The organism is Marinobacter lutaoensis, from assembly GCF_001981305.1.
Lineage (GTDB): Bacteria > Pseudomonadota > Gammaproteobacteria > Pseudomonadales > Oleiphilaceae > Marinobacter > Marinobacter lutaoensis.
Window position 1 is genome coordinate 98,058 of record NZ_MSCW01000012.1, and the last position, 17,083, is coordinate 115,140.

17 protein-coding genes are annotated in these 17,083 nt (G+C 64.8%); 9 read left to right on the forward strand and 8 right to left on the reverse strand.

Annotation, left to right across the window (positions count from 1 at the left end; genetic code table 11):
* Positions 1-63 precede the first annotated feature (63 nt).
* Positions 64-1,095, forward strand: coding sequence for a putative solute-binding protein (locus tag BTO32_RS16920; protein WP_076725843.1), 1,032 nt, complete (start codon positions 64-66; stop codon positions 1,093-1,095).
* A gap of 12 nt (positions 1,096-1,107) precedes the next feature.
* On the opposite strand, the gene BTO32_RS16925 is transcribed toward BTO32_RS16920, so the two are convergent.
* Complete coding sequence (locus BTO32_RS16925; protein ID WP_076725844.1) at positions 1,108-1,380, reverse strand: HU family DNA-binding protein; 273 nt, start codon at positions 1,378-1,380, stop codon at positions 1,108-1,110.
* Between the two features lie 214 nt (positions 1,381-1,594).
* On the opposite strand from BTO32_RS16925, the gene BTO32_RS16930 reads away from it, so the two are divergent.
* Positions 1,595-2,659 carry a hypothetical protein gene (locus BTO32_RS16930; protein ID WP_175618687.1) on the forward strand — a complete coding sequence of 355 codons (1,065 nt, stop codon included), beginning with the start codon at positions 1,595-1,597 and terminating at the stop codon, positions 2,657-2,659.
* A gap of 27 nt (positions 2,660-2,686) precedes the next feature.
* Positions 2,687-4,744 (forward strand): TRAP transporter large permease subunit, encoded by a 2,058-nt coding sequence (locus BTO32_RS16935; RefSeq protein WP_076725884.1) that lies wholly within the window; start codon positions 2,687-2,689, stop codon positions 4,742-4,744.
* 62 nt (positions 4,745-4,806) lie between these two features.
* Here the strand turns inward: BTO32_RS16935 and BTO32_RS16940 are convergent, their stop codons facing one another.
* The 6 genes from BTO32_RS16940 to mutM all read right to left on the reverse strand — a co-directional run bounded on the left by BTO32_RS16940 (position 4,807) and on the right by mutM (position 9,946).
* Positions 4,807-6,342: a phosphoenolpyruvate carboxykinase gene (locus BTO32_RS16940; RefSeq protein ID WP_076725845.1), complete on the reverse strand. Its 1,536-nt coding sequence runs from the start codon at positions 6,340-6,342 to the stop codon at positions 4,807-4,809.
* Positions 6,343-6,514: 172 nt separating this feature from the next.
* A complete protein-coding gene (gene hslO / locus BTO32_RS16945) occupies positions 6,515-7,369 on the reverse strand; it encodes an Hsp33 family molecular chaperone HslO (RefSeq protein WP_076725846.1) in 855 nt (284 codons plus the stop codon).
* A gap of 34 nt (positions 7,370-7,403) precedes the next feature.
* Positions 7,404-7,811, reverse strand: coding sequence for a ribosome-associated heat shock protein Hsp15 (gene hslR, locus BTO32_RS16950; protein WP_076725847.1), 408 nt, complete (start codon positions 7,809-7,811; stop codon positions 7,404-7,406).
* A 41-nt stretch (positions 7,812-7,852) separates the two neighbouring features.
* A complete protein-coding gene (gene yrfG, locus BTO32_RS16955; protein WP_076725848.1) occupies positions 7,853-8,542 on the reverse strand; it encodes a GMP/IMP nucleotidase in 690 nt (229 codons plus the stop codon).
* Positions 8,543-8,625: 83 nt separating this feature from the next.
* A complete protein-coding gene (locus BTO32_RS16960; protein ID WP_076725849.1) occupies positions 8,626-8,955 on the reverse strand; it encodes a hypothetical protein in 330 nt (109 codons plus the stop codon).
* Positions 8,956-9,130: 175 nt separating this feature from the next.
* Entirely contained in the window at positions 9,131-9,946 is an 816-nt protein-coding gene (gene mutM, locus BTO32_RS16965) for a bifunctional DNA-formamidopyrimidine glycosylase/DNA-(apurinic or apyrimidinic site) lyase (protein WP_076725850.1), read from the reverse strand.
* A gap of 179 nt (positions 9,947-10,125) precedes the next feature.
* Here mutM and BTO32_RS16970 point away from each other — a divergent pair, with 179 nt between their 5' ends.
* On the forward strand, positions 10,126-11,304 hold the full coding sequence (locus BTO32_RS16970; RefSeq protein ID WP_076725851.1) for a DesA family fatty acid desaturase: 1,179 nt from the start codon (positions 10,126-10,128) through the stop codon (positions 11,302-11,304).
* Here the strand turns inward: BTO32_RS16970 and rsmD are convergent.
* A complete protein-coding gene (gene rsmD, locus BTO32_RS16975) occupies positions 11,301-11,951 on the reverse strand; it encodes a 16S rRNA (guanine(966)-N(2))-methyltransferase RsmD (RefSeq protein ID WP_076725852.1) in 651 nt (216 codons plus the stop codon). The two genes, BTO32_RS16970 and rsmD, sit on opposite strands and share 4 nt — an antisense overlap.
* A gap of 152 nt (positions 11,952-12,103) precedes the next feature.
* Here rsmD and ftsY point away from each other — a divergent pair, with 152 nt between their 5' ends.
* The 5 genes from ftsY to BTO32_RS17000 all read left to right on the forward strand — a co-directional run bounded on the left by ftsY (position 12,104) and on the right by BTO32_RS17000 (position 17,083).
* A complete protein-coding gene (ftsY, locus tag BTO32_RS16980) occupies positions 12,104-13,276 on the forward strand; it encodes a signal recognition particle-docking protein FtsY (RefSeq protein ID WP_076725853.1) in 1,173 nt (390 codons plus the stop codon).
* A gap of 29 nt (positions 13,277-13,305) precedes the next feature.
* Positions 13,306-13,995, forward strand: coding sequence for a cell division ATP-binding protein FtsE (gene ftsE, locus BTO32_RS16985; protein ID WP_076725854.1), 690 nt, complete (start codon positions 13,306-13,308; stop codon positions 13,993-13,995).
* Positions 13,985-14,989 carry a permease-like cell division protein FtsX gene (gene ftsX, locus BTO32_RS16990; protein ID WP_076725855.1) on the forward strand — a complete coding sequence of 335 codons (1,005 nt, stop codon included), beginning with the start codon at positions 13,985-13,987 and terminating at the stop codon, positions 14,987-14,989. The genes ftsE and ftsX overlap by 11 nt, the downstream gene beginning before the upstream one ends.
* A 200-nt stretch (positions 14,990-15,189) precedes the next feature.
* Positions 15,190-16,050 carry an RNA polymerase sigma factor RpoH gene (gene rpoH / locus BTO32_RS16995; protein WP_076725856.1) on the forward strand — a complete coding sequence of 287 codons (861 nt, stop codon included), beginning with the start codon at positions 15,190-15,192 and terminating at the stop codon, positions 16,048-16,050.
* Between the two features lie 118 nt (positions 16,051-16,168).
* A complete protein-coding gene (locus BTO32_RS17000) occupies positions 16,169-17,083 on the forward strand; it encodes an NAD(P)-dependent oxidoreductase (RefSeq protein WP_076725857.1) in 915 nt (304 codons plus the stop codon).

The window sequence follows — 17,083 nt, forward strand, 5'->3', positions numbered from 1 at the left end:
AGGAAAGCCCGTCCGGCCCCAGCGGGCTGGCCGGCGTCAAAAAAAATAAACAGGAGTCATCCCGTGAAAACGATCCCCATCCCCGCGCGGGTCGGCCTGGTGGCGGCGTTGCTCGCCGGCCTGTGGCTGCCGTCCCTGGGACAGGCCCAGGAGCCGGAATCCCCCGCCATTCTGGAACGCAGTTTCTGTGTCTTCGATCCGGTGGGCGCCAACGGCCCCCTGTTCGCCATCACCAAGACCTTCCAGCCGGTGGCCCTGAAGCACGGCATCCGTCTGGATCTTCGGGCCTACACCGACGAGAAGGTGGCTGCCGAGGACTTCAAGGCGGGCCAGTGCGACGCGGTTCTGCTGACGGGTACCCGGGCCCGGGAGTTCAACCGGTTCACCGGCAGTCTTGAGGCCATCGGCGCCGTCCCCGGCGAGGCTGAAATGCGGTTGCTGTACAACACCCTGAGCCAGCCCAAGGCGCGCCCGTTCCTGATCGAGGGGCCGTACGAGGTGGCCGGCCTGTTCCCGGGTGGGGCGATATACCTGTTCACCCGGGATCGCAGCATCGATACGGTGGAGAAGCTCCAGGGCAAGCGCATTGCCACCCTGGACTACGACGCGGCCTCGGTACGGATGGTCCGGCATGTGGGGGCGTCGGTGGTGGGTTCCAATTCCGCCAATTTCGCCGGCAAGTTCAACAACGGCAGTGTCGACCTGGCCTATGCGCCGGCGGTGGCCTACCAGCCGCTGGAACTGTACAAGGGCGTGACGCCCCATGGCGCGGTGGTGAAGTATGCGCTGGGATACATGAACTTTCAGGTGATCATCCGCCGGGACCGGTTCCCCGACGACGCCGGTCAGATGGTGCGTGACGAAGCCACGAAACGTCTGGACGAGGCTTACGACATCATTGCCAAAGCAGAGGCGGACATTCCGGCCTCGGTGTGGATGACGCTGCCTCAGGAAGACACTGCCGAGTACGACAAGATGCTGCGTCAGGTGCGCTTATCCCTGCTGGCGGACGGTGTGTACGACGAACGGGCCATCAAGCTGATGAAGGCCATCCGTTGCCGGGTGGACGCCAGCCGGGCTGAGTGCGCGTCCTGATTCGGAGCGGAGTCACCGCAGGGCGGCTTTCAGCCCCTTGCCGGCCCGAAATGCGACGGTACGTCCCTCGGGGACCTGAAGCGCTTCGCCGGTCTTCGGGTTGCGGCCGTTGCGGGCCGCGCGCTGACGCACGCAGAAGGAGCCGAAGCCCAGCAGGGTGACATCCTCGCCCCGGGCGGCGGCGGCCAGTATCTGATCCGTGAACGCCGTGATGATTTCGCCGGCCTTGTCCCGGCTGAGGCCGGTCCGGTCGGCGATGGCGGCGGCGAGTTCCGGCTTACGCATGGGGGCCCCCTGCTCTGTTGTGGTGTTTCCCCAATCTATAGTGGCTGGAGCGGGGATGTGCAAACCCGGGCGCTGGCACATTTGCGGCGCCGGTCTCATAACGCCGGTCCGGCGTGGGCCATAATGCAGGCTTTGTTTACATAAAATTACATTTCGTGCGGCGGGCCTGGCCATGGGCCCGGAGAACAAGAAGAACGCCAAAGGGGCAGACACCATGATGGAACTCCCGACGCTCTCCCATGACTTCCGGTTCCTGATCCGTGGCGCGCGGATCCTGGCCGTGCTCTGGCTGGTCACCGCCCTGGGCACCGGCTGCAGCGTGGTCGACCGGATGATGTACAGCGCCACCGGCGATGTCATGGAAGGCTTTTCGAGGGACCACACCATGCCCTACCTGCTGGCGACCGACGACCTGGCGATGGGCTGCGCCATGAGCGAGGCGACCGCGCCCCTGCTGATGTCCTTCGGCCGGGTGACGGACCAGCCGGACCAGCTCGCGGTCATGTTGTACCTGTCTGCGGGAAGTTGTGCGGAAGACCAGGCACGGGAACACGAGTTGACGGCCCTGGCGGCGCTTAAGGCGGTACGTGTCGACGATGCCGAAGACGCGATGATCCGGCAGAAGCGGGCCTACGAACGGGCCGCCAGCCGTTACTACCAAGCGTGGCGGCATCATAACGCCTTTTACGGCGAAGTGGGGTCCGGCGGGTGCCCGGAGTTCGACGACGACCTGGACGAGTTCATCTACCTGGCCGGGCTCTTGTCCGGGCTCCAGGCCTTGAACGCCCAGGTACAGTCCACCTCTGCCATTGGGGTTCCGGCCAACTTGGGGGCGGTGGTCGCCCGTGGCACGGCGTGCCTGTCCAACGACAAATGGTGGGGGGCTCCGATGGCATTGCGGGCCACTGTATGGGCGATGATTCCGGGCGCGCTGCCCCAGGGCGAGGACCCATTCCAACGCCTGGCCATGGCCGACGCCCAAGGCGAGGCGGCGGGTGTCCGCTTGGCCCACGTGTTCCACGCGATCGCCGCGCTGAACACCGGCGATGAAGCCCGGATTCGGGAGGTGATCCGTCGTCACGCCGAATCCCTGCAAACGGACAGCGCCAGCGATGACTGGCGGTTTGTGGACGCCATGGCCACCCACATGATGGTGGCGATTTCCGACCGGTTGTGGATGGAGAACACCGGCCACCGGACCCCGCTTGGGCGGTTCGGAAGCTTTTGGGACGACGCGCCGGCCGCGGTCGAGACCATGGACCTGGAAGGTCTGCTCTGAGCCATGAACCGCTCCCATTCCCCCTCCATGGCCGGACCGGCCTTTCGTCGCACCGGGCTCGAATGGTTTTCCTCGTTGCCCGCCTGCCTGTTGCTGCTCTCGGTTGTGCTCTTCTCCACCAGCAGTGATATCCACAACCGGATGTTGCAGCTGGGCGAGCAGCTCTGGAGCGGCTATTACAAGTTACGGATGGAGCCGGTGGCTCCCTCCTGCGACCCGAACCGGGACCTTGAGGCCGCGTTGGCGGCCGAACTCGCCGCCGCACCCGCGCCGGACGATCCCATGGCGGCGCTGCTGGGGGCGGCGGACAGGAACCCGGCTGACGTGCGGCTGGCGCTGGAACGGGCGTTGGCCGACTGCCGGGAGGCCCACCTCGGTTACCAGGCCCTGCAGGCGCAGTTGACGCCCGGAGTGCGGGCCTATCGGGCGGTGGAGCTGTTCGTCGCCGACCTGATCGCATTCGGACTGTCAGCACAAAAGCGCATTCTGGTGATTCTGGTGATGTTGTGCGCGGTAACGGCCACCCTGACCCGGCACCACATTGCCATGCGGGCCATGGAGACCCGGCTGGACTACACCGTGTCCCATACCCTGCAGACCATCGCCAATGTCATGTTGCTGGGTTCCAGTGTCATCTTCCGCCACGCCAGCCTGGCGGCGGACACCGGTATCACCTCCGAGGCCCTGCTGCTGCATGACCTGTGGATTCTGGGCTTTGCCGCCCTGGTTCTGGCCAGCCTGTACCGGCTGATCCGGGTGCCGGACGACCTCCGGCCCGGAGGCAGCCTGAACCAAGCGTTGCTGGCGGTTCCCCTGTATACGGTGATGTGCCTGATTTCGGGCACCTATTTCGCCGTCATCGGCCATGCCTCGGGCATCGGCATCTACCTCGGGAAAATGATGGAGCTGGCGGACATGTTCCTGAACGTCGGGCTCTACGTCTGGGTTGGCATGATGCTCAAGCAGACCCAGCTGGCAACGCGGGTGTTCAATGTGTTCCGGCCATGGCGTATGCCTCCCGAACTGCTCGCGGTGGTGGCGGTGCTGGTGGCGGCGGTGCCCACCGCCTATACCGGCGCCTCGGGCATTTTCGTCATTGCCGCCGGTGCCGTCATCTACGCCGAACTGCGGGCCGCCGGTGCCCGCCGGCAGCTGGCGTTGGCGGCGACGGCGATGTCCGGATCCCTCGGAGTGGTGCTGCGTCCCTGCCTGCTGGTGGTGGTGATTGCCTACCTCAACCGGGAAGTCACCACCGACGAGCTGTTCGGCTGGGGGCGCTGGGTGTTCCTGCTCACCGCCTCACTGTTTTGTCTGGTGGTCATGGGCCTGAACCGTCACAGCCGTCTAGCTCTGGCACCCGCATCGCAGGCATGGCCGGCGATGCGGGCGGCACTGAAGCCGTTGCTGCCCTACGTACTGGTGATTGCCGGTGTGGTGCTGGTGTACCGCGTCGCCTTGGATGTGCGCATGGACGAGTTCTCGGCGCCCCGGCTGTTGCCGGTGATCCTGCTGGCCATTCTCGGATACGAGCATGTGTGCCGGGGTCGGCAGCGGGAGCCGGGGGAGAGCCGTCATCAGGGACTGGAGTGGAGCCTGCGGAGTGCCACCAACGACACCACGGCGGAGATTGGTGCACTGCTGTTGCTGTTGGGCCTGTCCGTCAGCATCGGCGGAGTGATCGAGCGTTCTCACCTGATGCAGAGTTTTCCACAGGCCTTTGACAGCGCTTGGTCGGCGATGTTGCTGATGGTCCTGATCCTGGTGGTGCTGGGCATGATCATGGACGCCTTTGGCGCGGTGATCCTGGTGACCGCCACCGTGGCCAGCATCGCCTACGCCAGCGGCATCCACCCGGTGCATTTTTGGATGGTGACCCTGGTGGCTTTCGAGCTGGGCTATCTGAGCCCGCCGGTGGCCCTGAACCACCTGTTGGCCCGGCAGGTGGTGGGTGAGGCAGAAGTGAGTGCGGCGCTGCGGGAGGGTGAGAGCTTCTATCAGCGCCACGAGCGCATCATCATGCCCCTCATTGCCATGGGGCTCGCCCTGCTGCTGGTGGCGTTCGTGCCTCTGCTGTTCTACGCCTGAATCCGGTCGGAAAAAAAGCGCCGTGCCGGTGGGCAGGGCGCTTTTTTGTCTGGGGCGAAGGCTTACTGCAGCTTCGGACCGGCCTGGACGATGGCGTCGGCGACGTCGAACTTCTTGAAGTTCTCCGTGAACTGGGCGATCAGTTCCTGCGCCTTGGCATCGTAATACTCGGGGCTGACCCAGGTGTTGCGCGGATTCAGCAGCTCGGTGTCGACGCCCGGAACGTGTTTGGGGATATCCAGGTTCAGGGCCTCCAGGTGTTCGGTTTCGACATCGTCCAGGTCGCCGTTCTGGATGGCCGCGATGATCGCCCGGGTGGTCGGGATGCTGAAGCGCTGACCTTCTCCGTAAGGGCCGCCGGTCCAGCCGGTGTTGACCAGGAACACCTTGCTGCCGAATTCGTCGATCCGCTTCATCAGCAGTTCGGCGTAGACCCCGGCCGGGCGCGGGAAGAAGGGCGCGCCGAAGCAGGTCGAGAAGGTGGACTTGAGTTTGGCGGAGGAGCCCATCTCGGTGGATCCCACCAGCGCGGTGTACCCGCTCAGGAAGTGATAGGCGGCACCTTCACGGCTCAGGATGGACACCGGCGGCAGTACACCGGTCATGTCGCAGGTCAGGAACACGATGTGGGACGGCTCGCCGGCCCGGTTCTCGATGACCCGCTTCTCCACATGCTCCAGCGGGTAAGCGCAGCGGGAGTTTTCGGTGAGCGAGGTGTCGGTGTAGTCCGGCACTCGGGTTTCCGGGTCGATCACCACGTTCTCGACGATGGCGCCGAAGCGGATGGCGTCCCAGATGATGGGTTCGTTCTTGCGGCTCAGGTCGATGCACTTGGCGTAGCAGCCGCCCTCGATGTTGAACACGGTGCCCGGCCCCCAGCCGTGCTCGTCGTCACCGATCAGATAACGGTGCGGATCGGCGGACAGGGTGGTCTTGCCGGTGCCGGAGAGGCCAAAGAACAGGCAGGTCTCGCCGGTTTCGCTGACGTTGGCGGAGCAGTGCATGGGCAGCACGTCCTTCTCCGGCAGCAGGAAGTTCTGCACGGAGAACATGGCTTTCTTCATTTCGCCGGCGTAGTGCATGCCGGCCAGCAACACCTTGCGCTTGGCGAAGTTGATGATCACGCAGCCGTCGCTGTTGGTGCCGTCCCGTTCCGGAACACACTGGAAATTGGCAGCGTTGAGAATCTGCCACTCCTGTTTGTCGGCCGGGTTATAGGTTTCGGGGCGAATGAACAGGTTCTGGCCGAACAGGTTCTGCCAGGCGGTCTCGGTGACCATCTTCACCGGCAGGTAGTGCTCGGGGTCGGCGCCGACATGGACGTGGGCGATGAACTGGTCCTTCTCGGCGATGTAGGCCTCAACCCGATCCCAGAGGGCGTCGAACTTGTCGGCGTCGAACGGACGGTTGATGGGGCCCCAGTGGATGTCGTCGGCGGTGCTGGGCTCCTCGACGATGAAGCGGTCCATGGGGGAGCGGCCGGTGCGATCACCGGTTTTCACCACCAGGGAACCGTTGCAGGCCAGCTGGCCCTCGTTGCGTGCCAGTGCCAGCTCGACCAGTCGTGCTGTACTCAGATCTGTATAAGTGTTGCTCACTTCGACCTCGCCCTCGGGATGTCTTCGTGACTGCTCAGGTCGTCGCCCCAACATTGACGAAATTCTGAGCAATCGGGTCAATTCAGGCGCGCTATTATGCCAGAGATGCCGGTAAAAAACGACTGCCCGGGAAGCCGCGCCAGTTCTGGCCTCCCGGCAAATTCACCGGGCCTTAGTGTAACGTGTGGCCGGTGAAAAGGTGATCAATATCATTTCTATTGAAGCGATAGCTGGTGTGGCAGAACTGGCAGTCCATCTCGATGGCGCCCCGCTCGTCGAGGAGCTGATAACACTCGTCCTTGCCGATCGCCTCCAGCGCCCCCAGGGTACGCTCCCGGGAACAGCTGCAGCGAAAGGCCACCGGTTCCGGGTCGAACACGCGTACCGTTTCCTCGTGGAACAGGCGGAACAGTAGGGTCTCGCTGTCCAGCGTCAGCAGTTCCTCGGGCTCCACCGTACGGGCCAGGTGGTTGACCCGCTCCCACAGCTCGTCGTCCTCCGCCGTGTGTCCGGGCAGGCGCTGCAGCATGAGTCCAGCGGCCCGCTGTTCGTCGGCAAACAGGAACAGGCGGGTGGCAATCTGCTCGGAACGCTCGAAGTAGTCCTCCAGGCAACCGGCCAGGTCGTCCCGTTCCCGCGGTACCACGCCTTGGTAGCGCTTGCCGGTGGCCGGGGTGATGGTGATCGCCATGCGCCCCTCGCCGAGCAGGGCCCGGAAGCCGTCCTCGCCAATGGACTGCTCGTCGAAGCGGGCCAGCCCCCGGATGTGACGATCGTGGCTGCACTCGGCCATCAGAGTGCGTACCGGACCCTCACCCTGGGCCTGCAGGGACAGGGTGCCCTCGAACTTGAGCGAGGCGCTCATCAGCACGCTGGCCACCAGGGCCTGGCCCAGCAGTTGGCGGACGGAATCGGGGTAGGGCGCCTGATCGCCGATCTGGCGGTAGCTGTCGGACAGTTGCACCCAGGCGCCGCGCACCTGGCTGTGCTCGAACAGGAACCGTTGGAACTGGTCACGGGATGCCATGTGTATCTCCTGAAACGTCGGGACGAGCGGAGCCTTAGAGGCCCTGTTGCTCACGAAAACGGCGGATGTCCCGGCGGTCCTTCTTGTTCGGGCGCCGGGCCGGCGGCAATTGGGCGGCCTGCAGGGTCTTGCGCTGCCAGGCGAGTTCCTCCCGGCGTTTCACGCTGTCCTCGGTCTCGTGGTAGAGCTTCTGGGCCTCCGGCGCGCCGCGGCGGCGATCACTGACATCGTCGATCACCACCACCTTTTCCTGCCAGCCAAGCCGCAGCGTGACGGTGGCACCGGGTTCCACCAGTTTGCCAGGCTTGGTGCGCTGATGGTTGTAGTGGACCTTGCCGCCTTCGATGGCTTCCTTGGCCAGGGTCCGGGTCTTGTAGAACCGTGCGGCCCACAGCCATTTGTCGAGCCGTACCTTGTGGTCGTCAGCGGATGTTGCCGTCATGTCTCCTCACCGGATGTGCGCATGTCGTGATTATAGCGACCTCAGGGGCGGGTGGGCAGGGGCTGGTTCAGCAGGGCCGGCAACAGCTCGTCGAAATGGTGGATGCCGGGAAAGTCCGGGGTGGCCGGTCGGGCGGGCTGGCGGCTGTCTGGGGCGAGAATGGCCAGGCACTGGCCGATGCCGGCCCGGCGGGCGCTGGCCAGAACCGGCAGGCTGTCATCGATGAGCAGTGTTTCAGGCGCGGAGTAAGGGACCACTGACGCCAGGTCGCACCAAAATTGGGGATCCTCTTTCGGTTTGCCCAGTTGATGACTGGAAACCACGCAGTCCACCCAGCGGTCCAGGCCGGTCCGCTCCAGTTTCAGGGCCAGCGGGTTCGGGTGACAGTTGGTGACAATGACCGTGTGCAGTCCGGCCCCGCGTACCGCCGCCAGGAACGCCGGAACGTGCGGGCGGTAGCCGATGCGATCGCGGATCTCGGCTTTCAGCGCAGCGACATCCAGGGACAGCTTTTCGCTCCAGTAGTCGGTGCAGTACCAGTTCAGGGAGCCCCGCTCGGCCATGATCATGGGGATCAGGGTGTCCTTGGCCCGCCGGGGGCACAGCCCGTGCCGCTCCGCGTACCGGCGCGGCAGGTGTTCGAGCCAGAAGTGGTTGTCGAAATGCAGGTCGAGCAGGGTGCCGTCCATATCGAGAAACACTGTCTCGACCCGTGTCCAGTTCACCGTCATGGGTCACGTCGCCCGGGGAAATTTCCCTCAGGCTGCCGGAGTCGGGGCCGGCTGGCAAGCCGTAACACTACGGATTCTCGAACTCACTGGTCGGTTTCGACGGTGTCCTGCTTGCGGCCGGTGCGGCTGCACCCCAGGCAGCGCACGAAGGTGGCTTTGGCCGGACCGACCACCAGGACTTCCCCCGCTTCCGCGGCGTTGCCGCCCAGGGCGGAGAACGGCAGGGAGACCAGGTAGATCGCGCCGCCCACCAGGGTGGTGGCCAGCAGCACCGGGCGCACGAAGAGCGCATCTCCGGCCATTGCCAGGGCGGACGGCGTCTCGTCGATGGCCTGAGCGTGGCCCAGGCTGGAAAACGCCAGCAGGCAGGCGGCCATGGTGGCCATGAGTGTGCGGTAGATCTTGCGGGTCATCGTACTGTCTCCTGAGCTGAGTTGGCCCTGTGTTCGTGGCCCCGGTGTCACCGGTATCCGGACGTTCCCTGGATGAATCGACCTTAGTGTAGACCCTGAGCCTGAATTCTCTGTTAACTATGAATCATATTTGTGCATTTTCAAACGCTTTTCCATCCCGGAGCGGTGTGGCCCGTTAGCGTTGGCAGGCCGGGCAGTACACTGTGCTGCGGTTGCCGATCCGGACCTCCCGCAGCGGGGTTTGGCAGCGTGTGCAGGGTTGCCCGCCCCGGCCGTAGACTTGCAGGGACTGGGCGAAGTAGCCCGGCTTACCGTCGCTGTTGACGAAATCCCGCAGTGTTGTGCCGCCCATGAGTATGGCCGCGCTGAGGGTGTCCCGAATGGCCTCGGCCAGCCGCTGGTAACGGTCGAGGCTGATGCGGCCGGCGGCCCGGCGGGGGTGGATGCCCGCCTGGAACAGGGCCTCGTTGGCGTAAATGTTGCCGACGCCCACCACCACATGATGGTCCATAATGAACGCTTTCACCGGGGTTGATCGGCCCCGGGCCAGCCGGTGCAGATGGACGCCGTCAAACTCCGGTGCCAGGGGTTCCGGGCCCAAGCCTGCCAGCAACGGATGCTGTTCGGGGTTGGGGCTCCAGAGCCAGCAGCCGAAGCGCCGGGGGTCGTTGAACCGAAGGCAGGCGCCCGAGTCCAGCTGGAGGTCGATGTGATCGTGGCGCTGGGGTGGGCTGTGGTCGGTGATGACGCGCAGGCTGCCGGACATGCCGAGGTGCACGATGACGGTGCCGCCGTCGTCCAGATGCAGAAGCAGGTATTTGGCCCGGCGTGCCACTTGCTCGACGGTCCGGCCGGTCAGCCGCTGCGACAGATCGTCAGGCACTGGCCAGCGGAGCTGGCCGTTGCGGACGGTGACGCCGGCGATGCGCCGGCTTTCGCAATGGGGGGCGATACCCTGGCGGGTGGTTTCGACTTCGGGCAGTTCTGGCACTGGGATGGTCTCCGGTGGTTGGGGCTTCGCCATGACCGAGGGTGGCGCATCAGTGTACTTCGTTACAAATTGGCCACCAAATCCGGTTGTTTCGGTGAACAGGTGTACGCTAAATTGGCACGGCGGGTCGGCTGTGTGCCGTGCCCGCCCCCGAAACGACATCAAGGACAAAATGCCCCATGTGGTTCAACGGTCTCCTCGACCTCTCGGTCACCCAGCTGATTCTGGTAACGCTGGGCATGACCCACGTGACCATTGTCAGCGTCACCCTCTATCTGCACCGCCACTCCGCCCACAACGCGCTGGACCTGCACCCGGTACTGCAGCACGTGTTCCGGTTCTGGTTGTGGCTGACCACGGCCCAGAACACCAAGGCGTGGACGGCCATTCACCGTAAGCATCACGCCAAGTGCGAAACCGGCGAGGATCCCCACAGCCCGGTGGTGCTCGGGCTCCGTACGGTGCTGCTCGAGGGCGCCGAGCTCTACGCCCGGGCGGCCACCCCCGAGACGCTGGAACGCTACGGGCAGCGGACGCCGGACGACTGGATCGAGCGTCGTTTGTACACCCCCTATAAAAGCCTGGGCATTGTGCTGATGGCGGCCATCGACCTGCTGCTGTTCGGTGTCAATGGCATCTGGATCTGGGCCATACAGATGCTGTGGATTCCGGTATGGGCGGCCGGTGTGATCAACGGAATCGGCCACTCTCTGGGCTACCGCAATTTCGAATGCCTGGACAATGCCCGCAACATCCTGCCTTGGGGCATTCTCGTGGGCGGCGAGGAGCTGCACAACAACCATCACACCTATCCCAACTCGGCAAAGCTGTCCCGGCGCTGGTACGAGGTGGACATCGGCTGGGCCTACATTCGTCTGTTCCAGCTGTTTGGCCTAGCCCGGCCCAAGGGCGTCCGGCCGATTGCCCACCGGATTCCGGGCAAGCAGGAGCTGGACACCGACACGGTGATGGCCATCGCCAACAACCGTTTTGACATCATGCGGCAGTACCGCAAGCGGGTGATCGAGCCGGCACTGCGGCAGCAGAAAGCCCGTCTGGACGGCGAGCTTCGTGCCCGCTACCGGCGGCTGCGTAAGCTGCTGGCGCGGGAGGTCACGCTGCTTCCGGCCCGGGAACGGGCGCACCTCGACCAAGTGCTGGCGCAGAATGCCATGCTCCGGCAGGTGTACGACAAAAGCCACGAGCTGCAGCGCCTGTGGCGCCAGCGTGGCCTCAAGCCCCAGGAGAAGCTGCAGGCCCTGCTGGACTGGTGCCGGGAAGCCGAGGCCAGCGGCATCCGCTACCTGGCGGAGTTCGCCGAGCACCTGCGGGCTTACTCCCTGCGGCCCGCAGGCTAGCTGTCTGCCTCCGGGCCTGCCGCTGCTGCGCGGTCACCGTCGATCCGGTAAAGAGCGTAGGTCACCTGGCCGGCGGTCTTCTGCCGGTGCAGGTGCCAGTCAGCCGGTACCCGGGGCGGTGTCCGTTCGCTTTCGTATTCCAAGTAAATCCACCCGCCGGGCCGGAGCCATTGCCCCGCGTCCAGCAACGGAATCAGTCGTTCCAGCCAGCCCTGGCGAAACGGAGGGTCCATGAAGACGATGTCGAAGGGCGGTTGCCGGCGCTCGGCCAGAAACGCGGCCACATCCTGACAGACCACCTCGGCACGGCGGGCGCCGAGCTGTCGGAGATTGTCCCGCAATGCCTTGGCCAGCGCCGGGGTATGGTCCACCAGGGTGGCCGAGTCCGCGCCCCGGGACAGGGCCTCCAGCCCCAGAACCCCGGAGCCGGCGAACAGGTCCAGGCAGCGGGCGCCGGCCAGGTGGAAGTTCAGCCAGTTGAATAGGGTTTCCCGGGTTCGGGCCGGGGTCGGTCGAACGCCGCCGGCGTCGGGGAAACGCAGCTTGCGGCTGCGCCAGTCGCCACCAATGATGCGCAGCTCACCCTGGCCGGACATTCGGCCAGGGTCGGTGCCGGACGGTCGGTGCTTGGTGGGTTTGCGTGCCATGAACGGGCTCCGTGGGTCATTGCCTGGAAGTCCGTTATGGTACCGGAAGCCGGCCGGGCTTCGATACCGTGGGCCCCTCGCTTAGTCCCGTCAGTCTGCTAGAATGATCGCCTCGTTTTTTGCCCGCCCATGTTCAGACAAATGGAAAGACTATGACGGCAGAGTGGATTTCTATCGGCCTGTTGGCCCTTCTCGTGCTTTTCTTCGTGCTGGATGTCGCGAGCAACCGGCGCCGGATTCCCCGGCCCAGACCGGTGCCGCAGCGCAAGCCGGAGGTGGCCGTCGGCCCCGCGCCGGCCGAAGCGCCGAAGCCGGAAGTGCCCGCTGCCGATGCGGTGCCGGGGGAGACCGCGCCCGAGCCCGGAGACGCCCGTGTCGCCGAGGCGCCGGTCGAGGTCGAGACTCCCGAGGTCAGCGTGTTCGAGCGGATCCGGCAGGGGCTCGGCAAGACCCGCGCCAACTTGACCAGTGGCTTGGCCGACCTGTTCTCGGTCGGCAAGAAGATCGACGAAGAGCTGCTGGAGGAGATCGAGACCACGCTGCTGATGGCGGATGTCGGCGTGACCGCCACTTCTGAGATCATCGAGTCCCTCACCGACAAGCTGGAACGCAACCAGCTCAAAGACGGCGAGGCGTTGCGAAAAGCGCTGCGGGAGGAGCTGCACGGGTTGCTCCGGGACGTTGCCAAGCCCCTGCAACTCGACGCCGGCAAGAAACCGTTCGTTATCCTGATGGTCGGCGTCAACGGCGTCGGAAAGACCACCACCATCGGCAAGCTGGCCCGGAAGTTCCAGGCCGAGGGCAAGTCGGTGCTGCTGGCCGCTGGCGACACCTTCCGTGCCGCCGCCGTCGAGCAGTTGCAGGTCTGGGGCGAGCGCAACAACGTGCCGGTGGTTGCCCAGCACACCGGCGCCGACAGTGCCTCGGTGATTTATGATGCCATCCAGTCGGCCCAGTCCCGTGGCATTGATGTGGTTATCGCCGATACCGCCGGCCGCTTGCAAAATAAAGACAACCTGATGAACGAGCTGGCCAAGGTGGTGCGGGTGATGAAAAAGCTCGATGAATCGGCGCCCCATGAGGTGATGCTGGTACTGGACGCCGGAACCGGCCAGAACGCCCTGAGCCAGGCCCAGGTATTCCAGCAGGCGGTCGGTGTCAGCGGCATCACCCTGACGAAGCTCGATGGCACCGCCAAGGGGGGCATCGTGTTCGCCATCGCCCGTCAGCTGCAGCTGCCGATCCGCTTCATCGGGGTTGGCGAGCAGGCCGAGGACCTGCGCGGCTTTGACGCCGAAACCTTTGTGGACGCCCTGTTCGATTGACACTACCGATGCCGGAGCCCGGGCCCAGCATGATCGAATTCCGCCAGGTCACCAAACGTTACGACAGCGATCACACCGCGCTGGCCCAGGTCAATTTCCTGATTCACCGTGGCGAGATGGTGTTTCTGACCGGGCATTCCGGGGCCGGCAAGAGCACCCTGCTGAAACTGATCATGGTCATGGAGCGCCCCACTGCCGGAGAGGTCATCGTCGGTGGTCAGCGCCTCAACCAGTTGCCGCGCCGGCAGATTCCCTACCTGCGCAGGCACATTGGCGTGGTGTTCCAGAATCACCAACTGCTGTTTGACCGCACGGTGTTCGACAACGTCGCCATGCCCCTCGAAGTCATGGGTGTCCCTCACCGCGACATTGGCCGTCGGGTACGGGCAGCCCTGGACAAGGTGGGACTGCTCAGGAAGGAAAAGATGAACCCGATGCAGTTGTCCGGAGGCGAACAACAGCGGGTGGGCATCGCCCGGGCCGTGGTCAACAAGCCCCCGGTTCTGTTGGCGGACGAACCGACCGGCAACCTGGACCCGGAGCTGTCGGCCGACATCATGAACCTGTTTGCCCGTTTCAGCCAAGTGGGCGTTACCGTGCTTATTGCCAGCCACGACATCGCGCTGGTGAAGGCGATGGATCGGCGGGTCCTGACCCTGGATCACGGTCGTCTGGTGACCTCCGCCCCGGTCTCTTCCGGAGCATCCCATGGGCGCTGATAACCGTCGCCGCGCGGAGTCGCCCCGGGGCGCCGGGCGTCAGGTCATGCCCTGGCGCGAACAGGTCCGGAGCTATCTCCAGCACCATCGCAAGGTGGCCACCGACAGTGCCCGGCGGCTGTGGCGGGCGCCGGTTTCCGCGCTCATGACCTGGACCGTGATGGGGGTGGCCCTGGCTCTGCCGGTGGCATTGCTGTTGTTGTTGCTGAGCCTGCAGGGCGTGAGTTCGGGCTGGGAAAGCAGTGCTCGAATCACGGCCTATCTGGCCCTGGAAACCAGCGAATCGGCGGCCCGGGAGCTGGTGGCCGAGTTGCGGGCGGACAGCCGCGTCGCCGAGGTGGATTTGATCGACCGGGACCAGGCCCTGGCCGAGTTCCGGGCATCGTCCGGGCTGACGGATGCGCTCGATTTCCTGGACGAGAACCCTTTACCGCACACACTGCTGATCACCCCGGAGGAGCGCAGCCGCTCCGCTGCCGGTGTGCAGACCCTGGTCACCTATGTGGAGGGGTTGCCCGGTGTTGAGCGGGTGCAGGTGGATCTGGGCTGGCTGCAGCGCCTGAACGCCATCACCGAGTTGCTGACCCGGGCCACCTGGGCGCTTGCGGTGCTGCTGGGCGCCGCAGTGGTTCTGGTGATCGGCAACACCGTGCGGCTGGCGATCGAAAACCGGCGCGACGAGATCGTGGTGGCCAAGCTGGTGGGCGGCACCGACGCCTTCGTCCGTCGCCCCTTTTTGTACACCGGTGCTTGGTATGGGCTCGGTGGGGGGCTGGTGGCCTGGGTCCTGCTACAGGTGTCCCTGTGGTGGCTCGGTGGCCCGGTGGAACGGCTGGCCGGCTTGTATCAGAGCCGCTTTACCCTGGCCGGTCTCGGCATTGACGGCGGCCTTGCGTTGATTATTATGGCGATGGTGCTAGGCTGGTTGGGCGCCTGGGTCGCGGTCAAACGTCATCTGGATGACATCGAGCCCGGCGACACTGCCGGAGGGTGACCCGGCGTCCGGTATTACGGAAACACCGTATTGAGTCTGGGTGCGCCGGCGCTATACGTTGGCTCGGAAGAGGAAATCAGGAACTTTCCAGTTTTTTGATTTTGAATGAATTTTTGGAAAGCTCTGAACTTTTCACATTCTTGGCGGTCATACGCTTGCTAACGATTGCAACGGGTCGTCAGGTACGGAGGTAACGGAGAATGGGTACGAGTTTGCAATTGGCTAACCGGCTGGTTCCGGGGGCCAATCTCGAGTCCTACATTCAGGCGGTCAGCAGCATTCCCGTCCTGTCCGCGGACGAGGAACGGGAACTGGCTGAGCGGCTCCACTATCACGGCGATGTGGAGGCTGCCCGTCAGCTTGTGCTCTCGCATCTTCGTTTCGTGATTCACATTGCCCGTAGCTATTCCGGTTACGGCCTGTCTCAGGCAGATCTGATTCAGGAAGGCAACGTGGGCTTGATGAAAGCGGTCAAGCGCTTCAACCCGGAGTACGGGGTGCGTCTGGTGTCCTTCGCGGTGCACTGGATCAAGGCTGAAATTCACGAGTTCATCCTGCGCAACTGGCGGATCGTGAAAGTGGCGACCACCAAGGCGCAGCGCAAGCTGTTCTTCAATCTGCGCAGTCAGAAGAAAAAGCTGGCCTGGCTGACCCACGACGAGCTCAACGCCGTGGCTGAGGAGCTGGGTGTCGAGCCCCGGGTGGTCCGGGAAATGGAAGGCCGGCTGGCGTCCCAGGACACCGCATTTGATGGCCCCCTCGACGATGACGACGACAACGCCTACCAGGCACCGGCCTATTATCTGGAGGACCGGCGCAGTGATCCGGCGGTGCAGCTGGAAAACGCCGACTGGTCCGAGGACGCCAACGGCCGGCTGATGCAGGCGCTGGAAAGCCTCGACGAGCGCAGTCAGGACATTCTGCGGGCTCGCTGGTTGTCGGAGAACAAGGCCACCCTGCATGAGCTGGCAGAAAAATATGGCGTTTCGGCCGAGCGCATCCGGCAACTCGAAAAGAATGCCATGAAGAAGATCAAGGTGCAGATGGCGGAAGCGGCCTGAGAGCCGTCCCGCCTACAGGTTTTCCAAGCGCCACCACCGTTCGCGGTTGGTGGCGTTTTTGTTTTCACGACAAGCGGCGGCGTCTGGCTGGCCGTCATCGGATAGAGAGCTCCCGAACATGACCGATTCCCGACCCCACATCGCGTTTCTCGGCCTTGGCCTGATGGGCGCCCCCATGACCCGGAACCTGCTGGCCGCGGGTTTCCCGATGACTCTGTGGAACCGCACCGCAAGCAAGTGCGCCCCCTTCGCGCGTGATGCCCGTATTGCCGGGACACCGGCCGAAGCGGTGCGGGAGGCGGATGTGGTCATCACCATGCTGGAAAACGGAGACGTAGTGGAGCAGGTTCTGGTTGGGCAGGGGGTCCTGGAGGCGCTTCGGCCCGGCGCCCTGGTGATCGACATGAGCTCGGTGCCACCGTCGCTGGCTCGTCGCCATGCCCGCCTGGCGGAGGCCCGGGGCTTGGGTTATGTGGACGCTCCGGTGTCCGGCGGAACGGTCGGTGCCGAGCAGGCCCGGCTGAGCATCATGGCCGGCGGTAGCGAAGGGGACATCGACCGGGCGCGGGCGGTATTCGAGGCTTTGGGCACCTGCACTCGGATCGGGCCGGTGGGCACCGGCCAGTTGGCTAAGCTGGCCAATCAGGCGATCGTCGGCATTACCATCGGTGCGGTATCCGAGGCGCTGCTGCTGGCGAGCAAAGGCGGCGCGGATCCGGCGGCGGTGCGCGAGGCCCTGCTGGGCGGCTTCGCCGGAAGCCGGATTCTGGAGCTGCATGGCCAGCGCATGATCGACCGGGCGTTCGAGCCCGGTGCCCCGGCTCGGATTCAGCTCAAGGATCTGCGTATGATCCTGGACGAGGCCCGGGCCGAGTCGCTGACGCTGCCCTTGGCTCAGCAGACGCACACCCTGTATCAGTCGCTGGTGGCGGACGGCCATGGGGACGTGGATCACAGTGGCCTGCTGCTGGAGCTGGAACGCCTGAACGGGGCCCGGATGGGCGCCATCGGCCGAGGCCCGAGGGAGGACTGA

Bases quoted from the DNA above. Each gene is read 5' to 3' on its own strand.
- hslO (WP_076725846.1), bottom strand. From the start codon at position 7,369: ATGGCATCCCGTGACCAGTTCCAACGGTTCCTGTTCGAGCACAGCCAG.
- rsmD (WP_076725852.1), bottom strand. From the start codon at position 11,951: ATGGCACGCAAACCCACCAAGCACCGACCGTCCGGCACCGACCCTGGC.
- BTO32_RS17000 (WP_076725857.1), top strand. From the start codon at position 16,169: ATGACCGATTCCCGACCCCACATCGCGTTTCTCGGCCTTGGCCTGATG.
- BTO32_RS16970 (WP_076725851.1), top strand. From the start codon at position 10,126: ATGTGGTTCAACGGTCTCCTCGACCTCTCGGTCACCCAGCTGATTCTG.
- ftsY (WP_076725853.1), top strand. From the start codon at position 12,104: ATGACGGCAGAGTGGATTTCTATCGGCCTGTTGGCCCTTCTCGTGCTT.
- ftsX (WP_076725855.1), top strand. From the start codon at position 13,985: ATGGGCGCTGATAACCGTCGCCGCGCGGAGTCGCCCCGGGGCGCCGGG.
- BTO32_RS16925 (WP_076725844.1), bottom strand. From the start codon at position 1,380: ATGCGTAAGCCGGAACTCGCCGCCGCCATCGCCGACCGGACCGGCCTC.
- BTO32_RS16930 (WP_175618687.1), top strand. From the start codon at position 1,595: ATGATGGAACTCCCGACGCTCTCCCATGACTTCCGGTTCCTGATCCGT.
- rpoH (WP_076725856.1), top strand. From the start codon at position 15,190: ATGGGTACGAGTTTGCAATTGGCTAACCGGCTGGTTCCGGGGGCCAAT.
- hslR (WP_076725847.1), bottom strand. From the start codon at position 7,811: ATGACGGCAACATCCGCTGACGACCACAAGGTACGGCTCGACAAATGG.
- BTO32_RS16935 (WP_076725884.1), top strand. From the start codon at position 2,687: ATGGCCGGACCGGCCTTTCGTCGCACCGGGCTCGAATGGTTTTCCTCG.
- ftsE (WP_076725854.1), top strand. From the start codon at position 13,306: ATGATCGAATTCCGCCAGGTCACCAAACGTTACGACAGCGATCACACC.
- BTO32_RS16960 (WP_076725849.1), bottom strand. From the start codon at position 8,955: ATGACCCGCAAGATCTACCGCACACTCATGGCCACCATGGCCGCCTGC.
- yrfG (WP_076725848.1), bottom strand. From the start codon at position 8,542: ATGACGGTGAACTGGACACGGGTCGAGACAGTGTTTCTCGATATGGAC.